Here is a 14,701-nt window from a genome sequence, read left to right as displayed (position 1 = left end):
GGATTGCCCATGTTAAATTCCGGTAACCTCTGTTTTAACGTTTTTCATCTGAACCACACCTTCCAATTATTTGTATTGATTGTATCATATTTAAAAATCTATTAGTTTTACGAAATTTTCATTACATACGCCTCTTAATCTATGTTAAGTTGACACTGACATCATAAGAAAGGTGATTCGAAATTGACATGATTAAATTTCAGGCATTTTACACAACACAGGATTATGTAGACATGCAGCGAAAGCGCCTAATACTTAACGGCGATTTGAACAGTATAAAGAAAAGATCCACTCTTTCATCTCTGCTGATTGTCATTATCCTTTCCTTTACTCTTGATTTATTCAGCTCATTTATCGGCGTAATCATGGGGATCTTACTAATTATCCTTACAGGGGTCTTCGTACCGCCTACGGTTGAAAGAACAACAATGAAAAGTATTCAGAAACAGTTTGACGGGAAAAACATGGAGAATTCCATCGGTTCTGTTGAATTTCAATTAGATGAAGCAGGAGTCATCCGCAAAATGCAATATTCCACACTCGCGTTCGACTGGGATGGTGTCATTCGTATCGGTGAGGATCAGAGGAACTACTATCTTTTCCTATCAAAAGCACAAGTCTTATTTCTTCCTAAGCACCCTGACGGATTAACAGAAACTGACCAGCTGCGGTTAGAAGATTTGATTGGTCGGGTGAGAAAGCGGATTAGAGAAGAGTATAGGGCTAGTAGAGAAGCGGCTAAATAATATGGAAAATGAAACGTCTGGAATCTGTGTCCAGGCGTTTTTGTGTACCATAATTTAGAAAAACCAATATACATTCACTAACCATCATGTCAAAATAATCGTAAGAAGACAGTTGGAAATACTTTTGACGGAGGGATCTATGACCAACATGATTCGTGTAATGGAAAATATCTTTCTGGGGCTTGTCATCATTACAACCATCCCAAGTCTGATCTTTCAAGAATTAACGCTGCTGTCAGTGGTGTCTATGATCTCACTTGCCGGCTGGATTACTATGTCAGGATTAAGGTTGATTGATGAAGGTAAAAAAACCGGGGGCAAAGTGATTATTTCATTGGGAATATTGCTCTTCATTTTGTCTTTTATCCAGTAATCAAGCATTTAGAATCAGAGAAAGACATTGGAGTTGAATGACATTGACAACCATCTATCTAGTCAGGCACGCACACTCATACTTCACGCCAGACGACATGAGCCGTCCTTTGTCTGAAAAAGGGCTGATTGATGCCAATACTGTAACGGAGTACTTAAAGACTGAGAATATAACTGCTGTGCTATCAAGCCCTTACAAACGTGCAGTCCAAACGGTTGAAGGTATTGCTGCTTACATAGATAAAGAGATTGAAATAGTTGAAGACTTCAGAGAGCGGACATTAACTGCTGAACCCGTTGAAGATTTTAACAAAGCAATCACGAAAGTATGGGAGGATCCGGCCTTTTCCTGGGACGGTGGGGAATCGAATCTGGCTGCGCAGGAAAGAGGTGTGAAAGCACTGGAAAATGTATTAGAGAAGTATCAAGGACAGAATATTGTGATTGGAACACACGGCAATATTATGGTGCTGATTATGAATTTTTTGATCAGCAGTATGATTTCGCCTTCTGGAATCAGCTCGCAATGCCTGATATTTACCAGCTGAGATTTGAAGGAGATTTATTAACAGGTTAAGAGAATAGGAGCATCTACATGAACATCAGAATTGAACCGCTGCAGGTATCAGATGCTGAGAAGCTGCGTCAGCAAATTGAGGATCATCCTTTTAAAATGGAAGAAGGCACGCTGCCTATTACATTAAGTCTCGGTGTAGCATCTGCGACTCACGAGAAGGATGAAACTTTATTCCAGCTTCTGAATCAGGCGGATAAAGCGTTGTATCAGGCGAAAGCGGATGGGCGGAATAGAGTCAGAACTTACTCCCGCGTAACGAAAGATTTGAATAGAAAACATGGCTAATGCAGGTGTTAAACTTCAAAGTTTAGCACCTGTTTTTGTTTTTAAAAAAACTTGCAATCAAATACGCTTGTGTATATAGTGTATATAAAGTATATATACACTATATCATTAATGATGAAAAACGAGGGATTTACATGCAGATTATTATTTCGAATAGCTCTAAGGAACCGATCTATGAGCAGATCACTAATCAGGTGAAGTCACTGATTCTTTCGGGTGATCTTGTAGAAGGTGCATCACTGCCTTCAATCCGGCAGCTTGCTAAGGATCTGCACATCAGCGTTATTACAACGAAGCGTGCCTATGAAGAACTTGAGAAGGCTGGATTCATTTATTCAGTCGTTGGTAAAGGATCATTTGTAGCTGAACAGAACCTGGAAGTGATGAGAGAAAAGAAGCTGAAAGTGATTGAGGAACAGCTTAGCGCTGTGATCACGAACAGCAGGGAGATCGGGCTGACTTTAGAGGAAATGAAAGAGCTTTTAGACATTTTATACAGGGAGTGAAAAAGGGATGGAACACGTAGTTGATATAAAAAATGTAACGAAAACTTATAAGGGTTTTTCAATAAATAAAATGAATTTGCAGGTCAAGCAGGGTTATATTACGGGATTGATCGGGGCAAACGGAGCAGGAAAATCGACGACGATTAAAATGATGATGAATCTGATTAAACCAGAGGCAGGAGAAGTTAAAGTCTTTGGTCAGGATTACAGCACACATGAAAAAGCGATTAAGGAACGCATCGGTTTTGTGTACGATGGCAACGTTTTTTATGAAGGGATGAACCTGACTGATATCAGGCGGATTGTGGGTCCGGCTTACAAACACTGGGATAATCAGCTTTTTCGTGAATATGTGGAGAGATTTGAACTTCCGCTAAAAAAATCAGTTAAAACATTTTCAAAAGGGATGCAAATGAAGGCCTCATTAGCAATTGCACTCTCACATGATGCTGAACTGATCATTATGGATGAGCCGACTGCAGGACTTGATCCGGTATTCAGACGTGAGCTGCTTGATCTGTTGCAGGAGCTCATGCTTGATGGTAAGCGGACAATTTTGTTTTCGACCCATATTACAACTGATCTTGAGCGGATCGCCGATTACATTGCTTTTATCAATAAAGGAGAGTTGATATTTAATCAGACTGCTCCTGAAGTAGAAGAAAGTTATGCGCTTGTAAAAGGAGGGACTGACCTCCTAGACCGGGATACCGAAAAATCATTTGTCCATGTGCAGCGGGCTTCTACCGGTTTTGAAGCACTGACTGACAATGTGAAGGCTGTCAGGGAAACATTTGGGGAATCAGTCGTCATTGAACGGGCAACACTTGAGGATATTATGTATTACACGAAGGGGAGTAAAAGCTATGCTTAATCTGATCAGGCGAGATATTATTTTACAGAAAAGACAATTGATTATTTTTATACCTTTTATTTTATTCTTCGTATTAACAGGTGTTCCGCCGATCCTGACCTTCTTTGTAGCGAGCTTTTTTATTCCATTCAATGCTTATGCATATGATGAAAAGACAGATGCTAATATTCTGCTGAATTCTCTTCCTTATACCAGAAAACAGATCGTTGCAGCGAGATACATTGGCGCGCTTGTCTTTATGTTCATCGCGAGTGCACTTGTCGCTTTATCTATGATGATCTTTAATCGAAGCTTCTCATTAACAGATGCTGCAATTGGCGCATTAGCCTTCCTGTTATTCGGAGCTATCGCTTTTCCACTCTTTTATATTCTTAAGCAAGGCTATATCACATTAGTTCTAATGTTTGTTGTAATCGTCGGAGGGATAATCAGCCAGCCTGTTATCAGATTTCTATCTAATCATTTAACAACCATTACGACCTTTTTTATTGAAACTCCCGACACGTCATTATATTCAGGGGCAGCAATTATTATCCTGTTGATATACGCCGCTTCCTGGACTTTCACAACAATCATTTATCAGAAAAAAGCATTTTAGATTAATTGTCCACTCTGTCATTTAACATGGCAGGGTTTTATTTATGTCCAGTCTACACTCATTGTTTGTTAAAATAAGGTTATGAGAACATGAGGGTTCTTTAGCTTTAATAACCTGTTTCACGTGAAACAATCATAAAAAAGGGGAACTAAGCAGTGGATAATTTTGAAGAATACGACGATCCGGAGCTTTATGATAAAGAAAACGAAAGCTATCTGCCTGAACTGCCTTTCTTGATCAAGTGGGCCTCAAAAACACCAGGTACAATGATTGATCTGGCCTGTGGAACGGGAAGAGTGACCATTCCGCTGGCTAAAGAAGGCTTTCAGGTGATGGGAATAGACGTACATCAAGGGATGCTTGAAGCGGCCCAAAAGAAATCATCTTCTGCGGGCGTTGACATCGAGTGGCTTGCGGAGGATTGTACAGATCTGAATCTTGGCATGAAAAGTCCGCTCATCTATACAGTCGGAAACTCATTTCAACACTTTTTAACGAATGAAGAACAGGATGGATTACTGCGTTCAGTGAACCGTCATTTAGAAGATGAGGGGATATTGATTTTCAGCACAAGGTTTCCAGGCGCGGAAGAGTTATTACAGCCACCTGTGGAAGAATACTGGAGATCTTATCAGGACGGTGAACTCACAGTAGACGTCTCTACGATCAGTCGCTATGATGCACTGGAGCAGATTCAGCACTATACGACGATTAGAAAATACAAAGATCGTCAAGCCGAGCTTGTTGATGAAAAACGTACCAATATCAGTCTGAGATATGTGTACCCGAAAGAAATGGAAAGACTGTTGGATTTACATGGTTTTAAAGTGCTGAATGTATATGAAGATTGGAAAGAAACACCGGTGAAAAATGAGAGTTATGAGATGATCTATGTCTGCAGAAAAATTCGTTAAAACTGAAGAACAGCTGATCAAATGGCAGCAATAAAGGATAGGCTGAGCGCAACGCTTATTCTATCCTTTACTATTTATTACTTACTTCTTTTCTCTAAAATGATCGGTGTGATATTTAGCAGGATTGATACGATTGTTAGAAACCATAAAGCCCATTCCATCGTAGGCACGATATCCATTAACGCCGCCCAGTCTTCAGCGTCTACCCACTCTGATACCATACTGTATTCTGCACAAAGTGTTAATGCAGTAAATGATAATCCCATTGCCATCGCAAGCTTATAATCCTTTCCTACTGAATACAGATAAAGGTTGAGAAAAGTTACTGCGATCGCGATAACCCCTAAGATGACCCACATGATAAAGACCTCCGTGTATGTATAATCTATTTAGATACTTACTCTATTTTACAGGAAAATAAAGGGGATTGTATAGGTTGTAAAGAAGTGTGAAGGTGGAGGTGATCATGATTAACCAATTCGACTTTCTGAAAAAAGTAAAAGGAATGACATTCTCCGGGATCTATGGTGACTTGCTTCATACCTATAAAAATGATCAGAACATTACCGTTATTGCAGACCCGGCAATCCTTTGCTTCTGGCAAGTCAACGGGAACAGGAATGAGAAGTTCTGGCTTATTAAGTGGCGGGAGCTGTACTCAGGAGATGACGCATTAATCGTTACAGAACAGGATGTCCCTGAGCCATTAAAGTTTGAGGAATCAGAGATGGGATCGCAAAAGTACCTGATCTATTCTGCAAGTTTTTCAACCTTGAAAAATAAAATAAAAAATGTGTGGGGCTATGGTTTTAGAGAAGAAGGGGAAGTCTGGATGCGTGTGATTATTTTTGAACTTGAAGATTCGTTCATTCACGTTCAGGCATCTCCTGCAATGGAATACAAAGTGTTGGACAGGTTTCCTGATCTCCATCCTTTTGATGAACTGCTCGTAACGACAGAGAAAGAGTGATAGACGTTGAATATGAGATTAAGACCTATTACTGAAAGTGATATTAAAGACGTACTTCAATGGAGCTGTGACTTGAAGTTTTGTCAGGCAAATGGATGGCAGATGAATAGAAACCCTGAAGAAATTCAGTGCTGGTGGGGTAAGATTGTAAACCATCCGCCAGAGAATTTTATACGGAAAGGTATCGTATTTGAAACAGAATTAGTTGGTTACGCGGACTTAGCAGAGATCAGTGGTCATTCCGCTGAGCTTGGCATTGCGATTGGGAAAAGTGGATTGTGGGGAAATGGGATTGGTGCTCAGGCAGCGGCGTTAATGATGGAATATGGTGTGCGGGAGCTGAACCTCACGACCTTTTACGCAGAAACACATGAAGCCAATAGCCGCTCCAGGAAAATGCTTGAGAAACTTGGCTTTCAGGAAGTCAGCAGAGTCGGGTATGAAGACTATGAGGGTAAGAATAGCCGGCTGATTCAATACGAGCTTTTAAAAGAGTAGTGAAAAGGGAGTTTTTTGAATGAAATGGGTCAAAGGATTTTACACAAAGCAATATGAGTGGATGGATTTAAACGACGAAGACATGCTGGAGGCTGAAAATGAGAGGCTCAATCACCTTGAAAACTTTTCGGATGAACCCGTACAGTCGATTCTCGAACTCGGCGGCGGAAAAGGATATTTCGCAGTAGCGGCAGCCAAAAAGGGTTATGATGTCACAGTCATTGAGCTTACAGAAAACGCAGTTGCTCATATTCACAAGTTGGCAAAAACGCATAATGTAACGGAAAAAATTACCGTCATACATGGTGACTTTTATCAAATTGAATTACCTGATCAGTTTGACGCAGTCTGTTACTGGGACAGCTTTGGCATAGGAACGGATGCTGATCAGCAGCGTTTATTAAAAAGGATTCGTCAATGGCTTAAGCGTGATGGGTCAGCCTTTATCGACATTTACACGCCGTGGTTCTGGGCAGGTGCATCAGGGCAGAGTATGTCGTTCGCAAATGGCATTCAACGCGCGTACGGTTTTGATGCTGTAAATTGCCGTATGCTTGATTCCTGGTGGGAAGTGGATCAAGCGCAGGGTAAAGTAATGCAGTCGCTCAGATGTTATTCACCTGCAGACCTCCAACTTTTGATGAGCGGACTCAATCTTAATGTGGTTCATTATGAGCCAGGTGGGGCAATGGATTATGACGCAGGGCAGTACATAGAAAAGGCGCCTTTACATAAGGCAATGGCTTATCTGGCGGTAATAAAATGATAAAAGGCTCCCGGAACCAGTCCGGGAGCCTTAAGCTTGATTACATCGTGCTGATATCAATCACAAAGCGATATTTTACATCAGAATCCATCACACGTTTATAAGCCTCATCAATCTCATCAGCAGAAATCACTTCAATGCTTGGTGCAATATCGTGTTCTGCACAGAAATCAAGCATCTCCTGTGTTTCACGGATACCGCCAATCAATGATCCTGCAAATGAACGTCTGTGAGGAATGAGTGAAAATACATTGATATCAAGCGGCTCAGCAGGCGCTCCGACATTTACAAGTGTCCCGTTCAATGTCAGCAGCGAAAGGTATGCATTCATATCAAGCTTTGCGCTGACCGTATTAATAATCAGGTCGAATGTGCCTGAAAGCTTCTCGAACGTTTCTTCATCACTTGTTGCGTAATAGCTGCTCGCACCAAATGCCAGCCCGTCTTCTTTCTTATTCAATGTCTGAGAAAGCACCGTCACTTCAGCGCCCATGGCATGTGCAATTTTAACCGCCATATGTCCAAGGCCGCCCATACCGACAACCGCTACCTGTTTGCCAGGACCTGCATTCCAGTGGTTTAACGGTGAAAATGTTGTAATTCCTGCGCATAAAAGCGGTGCAGCTTTATCGAGCGGAATACTGTCGGGGATACCAAGTACGAAATCCTCAACGACTACGATATGCGTAGAATATCCGCCCTGCGTCGGCTCACCGTATTTATCAACACCTGCATAAGTAGGGACATTGCCTTTGAGGCAGTATTGCTCTTCGCCCTCTTTACAGTTCTCACACTCGCCGCATGAATCCACCATACAGCCGACACCTACACGGTCACCGACTTTATATTTCGTCACGTCTTCACCGACATCTGTGACCACACCTGCAATCTCATGACCAGGAACAAGCGGATAATTCACTTCGCCCCAGTCGCCGTGTGCAGTATGAAGATCAGAGTGACAAATCCCTGCAAACTTAATTTCAATTAAAATATCCTTTTTATCAAGCTCACGACGCTCAATTTCAGCCTCGCGAAACGATTTATCCGGTCCATCAACAGCTCTTGCTTTAGCAGTTACCATCTCTATAAAACCTCCATTGTCTTTTTAAGGCAGCGGGTGAACCTGCAAACCTTCCTATCCTTTATAGTTCACGCGGGGGGAGAAATTAAACATTTATCATATGAATCTATTGTTTGGATGTGCTGGGGTGAATAGTGGAGACAGAGGTGAAGAGGTAACGGCATACGTTAAAAAGAAAGCGGAGTAAGAAAAGGAAAACCATACCTAAAGATGATAGACAATTCGTTAAAAAGCGGGCACGCATCCGGCGCACCCGCTTTCCATATCTATGATTAGTTTGACTGCTTTTGAAAATCGATGACCATACGTCCCTGAATTTTACCTTCCTTCATTTCTTCAAAGATATCCTGAACCTCATGTAAACAGCGGGTTTTTACAATTGGTACGACCTTACCCTCTGCACCAAATGTGAATGCTTCTTCAAGGTCTTTGCGTGTACCTACCAGAGAGCCGACAACTTCAATGCCGTCCAGTACCAGACGGGGGATATTCAGATCCATTGTGTCAGAAGGCAAGCCGACCGCTACGACTTTACTGCAGGCACGTACTGCATTGACTGCTGAATTGAATGCAGCTTTAGACACAGCTGTAACAACCGCGGCATGTGCGCCACCTAATTGTTCCTGAATGATCTTTTCTGCATCTCCCTCTGTCAGCGGATTAATCGTCATGTCAGCACCGATTTCTTTTGCTAATGCTAATTTGTCATCATTAATATCAACCGCAATCACCTTTGCATTAAACACATTTTTAGCATACTGGATAGCCAGATTCCCAAGTCCGCCACAGCCGTAGATAACAACCCATTGTCCTGGTTTCACGTCAGAAACCTTGATGGCCTTATAAGTTGTAACACCTGCGCATGTGATACTGCTGGCCTGCGCAGGATCAAGTCCTTCAGGTACTTTTACGGGCTTGTCAAATAAACTGTGTAAGTTTCTTACTCCAGGTACTTGGCAGCCCTCGCCTGTAGGCTTTCATTGATCAATAGCTGATTTAATACTTGGGCCCAGTTAGGAACGAATCCAGTTGACCATTTCACTTCTAATTCTCTAATTCGTAAAAAGAGTAGTTTTAATAAAGCATTCTCATGGGGGAATGCTCCTTTTTTAGTGACTTTTCTAAAGCTGGAGTGAACACTTTCGACCGCGTTGGTGGTGTACATGATTCTTCGAATCGCACTTCCATAATCAAAGAGCTGTTCAACATGTAGAATGTTTCTTCTCCAGACATCAATGGCACCAGGATATTGTGTCCACTGCTTTTCAAATTCCTCAAAGGCTTTACGGGAAGCTTTCAAATTCGGAGCACCATACACTGTTTTAAGAGACTTGGTAAAAGCCCGGTAATCTTTATAGGGCACATAACGCACAGAGTTGCGTATTAAATGAACAATACATCGCTGAACCACGACCTCTGGGAATATAGCTCTTGCGCCTTCTTCTAATCCACTGACACCATCCATCGAAATGAAAAAGATGTCTTCAACGCCTCGGGACTTAATCTCATCAAAGATCTGCATCCATTTGTGTTTACTTTCTGTCTCGTTTAACCACAAACCCAAGATCTCTTTTTTACCTTCGATTGTATAACCGAGAATCGTATAAACGGCATACTTTCTCGTCTCGTGGTGGTTACGAATGGTGGTATACATACAGTCTACAAATAAAAATGAATAACAGCTTTGAAGTGGGCGAAATTGCCACTCTTCAAGATCTGGCATAACACTGTCTGTGATGTCTGAGACCATCTCGTGAGAGATAGAAAAGCCGTAGATCTCCTCAATTGTAGATGAGATATCACGTTGTGACATACCTCGTGCATACATCGAGATCACCTTATCCTCCATCTCAGAGAGATTCTTTTTACGCTTTGGGACTAGTAGAGGTTCAAATGATCCATCTCGATCACGTGGCACTTGAATATCCAGTTCACCAGAACTCGTTTGAAGCGTCTTTTTCCCATAACCATTTCTTCTGTTGAGTGATTCTTTCTCTTCTTTACTGTTGGACTGGTAACCTAGATGGTGATTCATCTCGCCTTTTAGCATAGATTCAAACATTGGACCAAAGATGTCTTTAAGAGCTTCCTGCATATCTTGTACGGATTCAGGTTCATACGTCTCTAGTATCTGTTTGGCCAACTCACTCGCTTTAGCATTTCGATCCTTTTTCACCATACCCATCCTCCTCCAACCATATGAAATTATCTTAGCAATAAAAAACTAAACTGCGAAGTAAAAGTCGTACGCACTCTTACTTACACAGTTTAGTTTACAAGGCCACTTTTACAGCAAAATCAGCTGTCACAATACACTGTTCAGCCATTCCGCCGTCTACGCTGTAACCGGCATTCTGAACGTTACGGCAAAAAGTTTCCCGGCCTGTCGTACAATACTCACATCGGCCACATGCCTGAAACATCCAGGCAATGCTGACACGATCACCTTCTTTTAAACTGGTCACATCATCAGCAACTTTAGACACAATGCCGATTCCTTCATGTCCAAGCACACGGCCCTCCACATTACCAAAATCGCCCGCTGCTACGTGTAAGTCTGTATGACAAACGCCACAATACTCCACATCCACCAGTGCTTCTCCAGCTTTTAGAGGGCGCAATTCCTTTTCAATGACCTCAATGTTTGATTTTGATGTTGGATTTACTACTACAGCTTTCATCGTGTAACCTCTCCTTTTACCAAAATAAGATGAGTTTTGACCAGCTTTACAGTTGGTTTTAGTACCAATTAAAGTAAATCTTGACTACACATTAAGCTTATCATTTTTTCACAGATAAAGATTGTGAAATATTGAACAATGTCTGAATTTTTTGGGGACGGAGGTGAAAGTGTCACCGCTTGGCACTTTCACCTCCGTCCCCGGGGTGTACATGTACAGTCACATGCAGACTGATCCCTTCACTTGACTTCACACCCCATTCGTACTAACATGAGTACCGAAAACTCCATAGACATAAGAGACTTTCTAGGGTTCCGCCAAATATGGGTCTGGTCCGAGAGAAAGCGCAAAGAGCGATCTTTGTACACGGAGGGAGAAAAGCCCGGGAGATACCACTTAACAAGTGATATGTCCCGGGTTTTTTATTTTTGTAGAGAGAAAAGGAGCGATTTTTATGTGGTGGTTTGTCGTAGCAGTTGCGGCATTATTTGAAATCGGCTGGGCGACCGGTCTGAAATATGCGAATGACGGATTAACGTGGACGCTCACAATCGCAGCAATCATTGTGAGCTTCACCGGATTACTGATGGCTTCAACCCGCCTGCCGACAGCAACAGTTTACGCAGTCTTTGTCGGACTCGGTACATTAGGTACTGTGATTGTAGATATGATCTTCTTTGAGGCAGGCATCAATGCAGGCGTCGTATTCTTTGTACTGATGCTGCTTGTTGGCGTGATCGGTCTGAAATTTGTCACGGATGAAAAAGGGAAGGAGGCGCACGAATCATGAGCTGGATTGCATTAATTATTGCAGGGTTCTGTGAAGTGATCGGTGTAAACGGTATGCAGCGGATCGCAACAGGCAAAAAGATCAGCGGATTTATCTTTTTAATCGGCGGCTTTATTGCGAGCCTGAACCTCCTGTCATTTGCTATGACAACGATTCCGCTTGGCGTTGCCTACGCCGTTTGGACCGGTATGGGAACGATCGGCGGTGTCGTCGTAGGGATGATCTTTTACGGAGACCCTGCAGACCGTAAGCGTATTTTCTTTTTGTCACTGATTGTGGTGGCGGTTGTTGGATTGAGAGTAGTGACAAGTTAAATGAAGCGGCACAGCGGGGACGGAGATGAGTTGTTCATTTTTAGAATGATTCTAAAAGTGGATCAGCTAACTCCGTCCCGGGTGAGCCGCAATAAACAATAACCCCCGGCTGACCGCTCAGCCGGGGGTTATTGCGATTTTAGGTATAAGTCTTTTTACACTTTTCTGCGAAGGTGGTGCATTTAGTTGCGAACCACCCGGGTTATTCTAAGAACACCAGCGTCTATTCTCCGAACAAGGCATGTTTTTCTCCGAACATCGCCCAGTATTCGTAAGCGTCAAAGCAAACACACATTGATTATTTTGATGATGATATTTGAGGCAACAGAAAAGCCGTACCCTTCGGGACGGCTTTTACTTAATGCTTGTTTACTTTTTCAATTCGACAGTGATCAGGTATTTGTTTAGACCACGGCAGAAACTGATCCAGATTCTGCTGATCAGACAGATTTGTGTTTGGCATTTTTTCAAATAAATAAGTGAGATATTCAAACGGTTTTAGATCATTTTCTTTAGCTGATTCGATCACACTGTAAATAAGTGCGCTGGTATCTGCGCCTTTCATCGAATTCGAAAACAACCAGTTTTTTCGGCCGATCACAAAAGGTTTGATACTACGTTCAGCTAAATTATTATCAATTTCAAGTCGACCATCTGAAAAGGGGGTAAGCAAAGCATCTTTTTGATTGAGTGAGTATACAATGGCTTCGCCCAAAGGGCTTTTCGGCAACACAGTTGGACGAATGATTTTCAGACACTCTAAGTAAGCCACCGCAAATGGCAGTCTTTTTCTTTTCGAAGCTGGTGACGTTTATCGCTATTTAAGTTCAGCTCTCGTATTTCTTTTTCAATCTTATACAGCTGCCCAATTTTTTGAACTGCCTGTTCAGGGAGGTTTAACAGTTCCCCTTTTTTCTTCGGGGCACTCTTGGCAGCTTTAACAAAGTATCTTCGCGCATGCGCCCAACAACCTGACAGTTTCACGTTCGCAACTTTGTGATAGCCTGCATAGCCATCCACATGAAGAAATCCTTTGAAGTCTTTAAGAAACTCCTTCGGATTTTTTCCGGCACGAGTGGTTTTATAATCGTAAACCACGCACGGAAAAGAAGTCTGACCAGTCCGATAGAGCCACATATAAGAAGTTGATGAAGCTGCACGACCTTCTTCGTTCAGCACTTGAACAGACGTTTCATCTGCATGTAAGACAGCTTCCTTCATCATTTTAGCCTTCATCTGTGTCACTAATGGTGATAACCATTGATCAGCCCCATAAACTGCCCAGTTCGCCATTGTCTGTCTCGAAAGAGGAATCCCCTGTTGTTTAAAGAGCTGTTCCTGACGGTACAGAGGGAGACCAGATTGATATTTTTGGGTCAGCACGTAAGCCATCGATGAGGCAGATGCCATGCTTTTAGGGTAGACTGATGCCGGTTTTGGCGCTTTGATAATAGGTGTTTCAATCCCAGATTCCTGACACTGACGGCAAGCATATACTTCTTGCGCGTGTTCAGTGACTTTGACACTGGCCGGAATAATTTCAAGTGTGCGGTTTGTTTCTGTCGTCATAACGTGTAGGTCATGCCCGCAGCTTTCGCAATTTCGTTCAGCTTCAGGTAAATGATAAGTGACTTTTTCAACCGGAAGGTTCAGTTCATGTGATGAACGCTTTCGCTTGTTTTTTTGAGTGCTTGAAACGAGATCGCTTTCGTTTAACTGTGGTTCTTCATGTGCTGAATCTTGAGTGATCTCTACTTCATTAAAAAGTGGAAGTTCAATCTGACCATCGGAGGTATTCGTCTTTTCACTGGAACGGCCGAATTTCTCGGTTTGAAGCTGTTTGAATTGGCCTTCATACCAAGAGACAAGAGCTTCGAGCTCTTCGTTACGCTTTTCCAGTTCATGAATGCGGTCTTTATTTGAAGTTTTAGGATGAGAAGGTGTCGTTTGTTTTTTCATACCCCTAGGGTACGACACCTTCTGTCTGAGGTCTACCCCTTATATAACTTTCATGCCGGAAAGTTTCGGATGAACTTTTCCATCTTCAATCGTCAGTCCTTCTAACAACCACTTTAACTGTTTAGGGTTCAGAGAAGTGGTTTCATCTTCACGCCCTTCGGGCCAACGGAATCGGCCATTTTCAAGTCTGCGATAATACAGCCAAAAACCATTGTGCTCCCAGTGTAGAATCTTCACTTTATCCCGTTCACGGTTACAAAACAAAAAGATATCTGAAGAACACGGATCTAATTCAAACGTTTCCTGTACGATGGCCGCAAGACCATCAATGGATAATCGCATATCTGTCACGCCTTGAGCGAGGTATATATTGCGTATAGATTCCGGTTGAAGAATCATGGCGTGATCACCTCCAGCAGTTCAGTTAATAATTCTTTATCAAATCCCGGAGGGATCACAACTTTATATGGCCCTACGTGCAGGTCGAGCTTCGTAGTAGGGGATTGCATATTGATTTTTGCCCATCCAGTTGGACGTTCCTGTTGGATATCCTCTGGCCGGTAAGTCATTCTAAAATAATGAAGCTGACTGTACGTGACTTCATCCCGAGTCTCGCAAAATGCTTTTAATGATAAGTCACTTTCACGCCACTCTTCATAGATACGCGACATCTTTTCTACGTATCCACTTGGCACGTGATTTGAGCTTTCTTTTACATCCATTCAATAACCACACCTTCCATATAACCAATGTGTTCATAGGATAAGAGG

General features: G+C 42.3%; 17 protein-coding genes, 4 pseudogenes and 1 riboswitch. Of the genes and pseudogenes, 13 read left to right on the top strand and 8 right to left on the bottom strand.

Going from position 1 to position 14,701, the window contains the following annotated elements; all coding sequences use genetic code 11:
• The first annotated feature begins 188 nt into the window (after positions 1-188).
• From DH10bf12_RS03290 to DH10bf12_RS03255, 8 genes and pseudogenes are all read left to right on the top strand, one after another.
• Complete coding sequence (locus DH10bf12_RS03290; protein WP_471737184.1) at positions 189-746, top strand: YcxB family protein; 558 nt, start codon at positions 189-191, stop codon at positions 744-746.
• 139 nt (positions 747-885) lie between these two features.
• The gene (locus DH10bf12_RS03285; RefSeq protein ID WP_471737183.1) at positions 886-1,119 is read left to right on the top strand and encodes a hypothetical protein; all 234 of its coding nucleotides are present in this window, start codon (positions 886-888) and stop codon (positions 1,117-1,119) included.
• Between the two features lie 37 nt (positions 1,120-1,156).
• Positions 1,157-1,695 (top strand): annotated as a pseudogene (locus tag DH10bf12_RS03280) (histidine phosphatase family protein).
• Between the two features lie 18 nt (positions 1,696-1,713).
• Positions 1,714-1,980, top strand: coding sequence for a GGDEF domain-containing protein (locus tag DH10bf12_RS03275; RefSeq protein WP_471737182.1), 267 nt, complete (start codon positions 1,714-1,716; stop codon positions 1,978-1,980).
• 134 nt (positions 1,981-2,114) lie between these two features.
• Positions 2,115-2,486 (top strand): GntR family transcriptional regulator, encoded by a 372-nt coding sequence (locus DH10bf12_RS03270; RefSeq protein ID WP_471737181.1) that lies wholly within the window; start codon positions 2,115-2,117, stop codon positions 2,484-2,486.
• Between the two features lie 7 nt (positions 2,487-2,493).
• Positions 2,494-3,360: an ABC transporter ATP-binding protein gene (locus DH10bf12_RS03265; protein WP_471737179.1), complete on the top strand. Its 867-nt coding sequence runs from the start codon at positions 2,494-2,496 to the stop codon at positions 3,358-3,360.
• The gene (locus tag DH10bf12_RS03260; RefSeq protein ID WP_471737178.1) at positions 3,353-3,958 is read left to right on the top strand and encodes an ABC-2 transporter permease; all 606 of its coding nucleotides are present in this window, start codon (positions 3,353-3,355) and stop codon (positions 3,956-3,958) included. Before DH10bf12_RS03265 ends, DH10bf12_RS03260 begins: the two co-directional genes overlap by 8 nt.
• A gap of 155 nt (positions 3,959-4,113) precedes the next feature.
• Positions 4,114-4,872 (top strand): class I SAM-dependent methyltransferase, encoded by a 759-nt coding sequence (locus tag DH10bf12_RS03255; protein ID WP_471737177.1) that lies wholly within the window; start codon positions 4,114-4,116, stop codon positions 4,870-4,872.
• A 77-nt stretch (positions 4,873-4,949) separates the two neighbouring features.
• On the opposite strand, the gene DH10bf12_RS03250 is transcribed toward DH10bf12_RS03255, so the two are convergent.
• Positions 4,950-5,231, bottom strand: coding sequence for a hypothetical protein (locus tag DH10bf12_RS03250; RefSeq protein ID WP_471737176.1), 282 nt, complete (start codon positions 5,229-5,231; stop codon positions 4,950-4,952).
• Between the two features lie 107 nt (positions 5,232-5,338).
• On the opposite strand from DH10bf12_RS03250, the gene DH10bf12_RS03245 reads away from it, so the two are divergent.
• The 3 genes from DH10bf12_RS03245 to DH10bf12_RS03235 are packed head-to-tail and all read left to right on the top strand — an operon-like array spanning position 5,339 to position 7,106.
• Positions 5,339-5,842, top strand: coding sequence for a hypothetical protein (locus DH10bf12_RS03245; protein WP_471737175.1), 504 nt, complete (start codon positions 5,339-5,341; stop codon positions 5,840-5,842).
• A gap of 12 nt (positions 5,843-5,854) precedes the next feature.
• Positions 5,855-6,340: a GNAT family N-acetyltransferase gene (locus tag DH10bf12_RS03240; RefSeq protein ID WP_471738183.1), complete on the top strand. Its 486-nt coding sequence runs from the start codon at positions 5,855-5,857 to the stop codon at positions 6,338-6,340.
• 19 nt (positions 6,341-6,359) lie between these two features.
• Entirely contained in the window at positions 6,360-7,106 is a 747-nt protein-coding gene (locus tag DH10bf12_RS03235; protein ID WP_471737174.1) for an SAM-dependent methyltransferase, read from the top strand.
• A gap of 40 nt (positions 7,107-7,146) precedes the next feature.
• Here DH10bf12_RS03235 and DH10bf12_RS03230 read toward each other — a convergent pair whose 3' ends face one another.
• From DH10bf12_RS03230 to DH10bf12_RS03215, 4 genes and pseudogenes are all read right to left on the bottom strand, one after another.
• Positions 7,147-8,187, bottom strand: a complete 1,041-nt coding sequence (locus tag DH10bf12_RS03230; protein WP_471737173.1) for an NAD(P)-dependent alcohol dehydrogenase — start codon at positions 8,185-8,187, stop codon at positions 7,147-7,149.
• 272 nt (positions 8,188-8,459) lie between these two features.
• A pseudogene (gene adhP, locus DH10bf12_RS03225) lies at positions 8,460-9,107 on the bottom strand (alcohol dehydrogenase AdhP); the annotation flags it as partial.
• Positions 9,108-9,127: 20 nt separating this feature from the next.
• Positions 9,128-10,372, bottom strand: coding sequence for an IS256 family transposase (locus DH10bf12_RS03220; protein WP_471736684.1), 1,245 nt, complete (start codon positions 10,370-10,372; stop codon positions 9,128-9,130).
• A gap of 97 nt (positions 10,373-10,469) precedes the next feature.
• A pseudogene (locus tag DH10bf12_RS03215) lies at positions 10,470-10,868 on the bottom strand (alcohol dehydrogenase catalytic domain-containing protein); the annotation flags it as partial.
• Between the two features lie 295 nt (positions 10,869-11,163).
• Positions 11,164-11,259, top strand: a riboswitch (guanidine-I (ykkC/yxkD leader).
• 63 nt (positions 11,260-11,322) lie between these two features.
• Here DH10bf12_RS03215 and DH10bf12_RS03210 point away from each other — a divergent pair.
• Both DH10bf12_RS03210 and DH10bf12_RS03205 read left to right on the top strand, forming a co-directional pair.
• Positions 11,323-11,658: a DMT family transporter gene (locus tag DH10bf12_RS03210; RefSeq protein ID WP_471737172.1), complete on the top strand. Its 336-nt coding sequence runs from the start codon at positions 11,323-11,325 to the stop codon at positions 11,656-11,658.
• A complete protein-coding gene (locus tag DH10bf12_RS03205; protein ID WP_471737171.1) occupies positions 11,655-11,972 on the top strand; it encodes a DMT family transporter in 318 nt (105 codons plus the stop codon). The genes DH10bf12_RS03210 and DH10bf12_RS03205 overlap by 4 nt, the downstream gene beginning before the upstream one ends.
• Positions 11,973-12,330: 358 nt before the next feature.
• Here DH10bf12_RS03205 and tnpC read toward each other — a convergent pair.
• The 3 genes and pseudogenes from tnpC to tnpA all read right to left on the bottom strand — a co-directional run bounded on the left by tnpC (position 12,331) and on the right by tnpA (position 14,653).
• Positions 12,331-13,931 (bottom strand): annotated as a pseudogene (gene tnpC, locus DH10bf12_RS03200) (IS66 family transposase).
• Positions 13,932-13,970: 39 nt separating this feature from the next.
• Positions 13,971-14,330 (bottom strand): IS66 family insertion sequence element accessory protein TnpB, encoded by a 360-nt coding sequence (gene tnpB / locus DH10bf12_RS03195; protein ID WP_204731097.1) that lies wholly within the window; start codon positions 14,328-14,330, stop codon positions 13,971-13,973.
• Positions 14,327-14,653: an IS66 family insertion sequence element accessory protein TnpA gene (gene tnpA, locus DH10bf12_RS03190; RefSeq protein ID WP_471736260.1), complete on the bottom strand. Its 327-nt coding sequence runs from the start codon at positions 14,651-14,653 to the stop codon at positions 14,327-14,329. Before tnpA ends, tnpB begins: the two co-directional genes overlap by 4 nt.
• Positions 14,654-14,701 lie beyond the last annotated feature (48 nt).

This window comes from Jeotgalibacillus sp. 10bf12 (assembly GCF_055597105.1).
The sequence above is the reverse complement of the archived record's forward strand: the minus strand, read 5'-3'. Positions and strand labels throughout refer to the sequence as shown.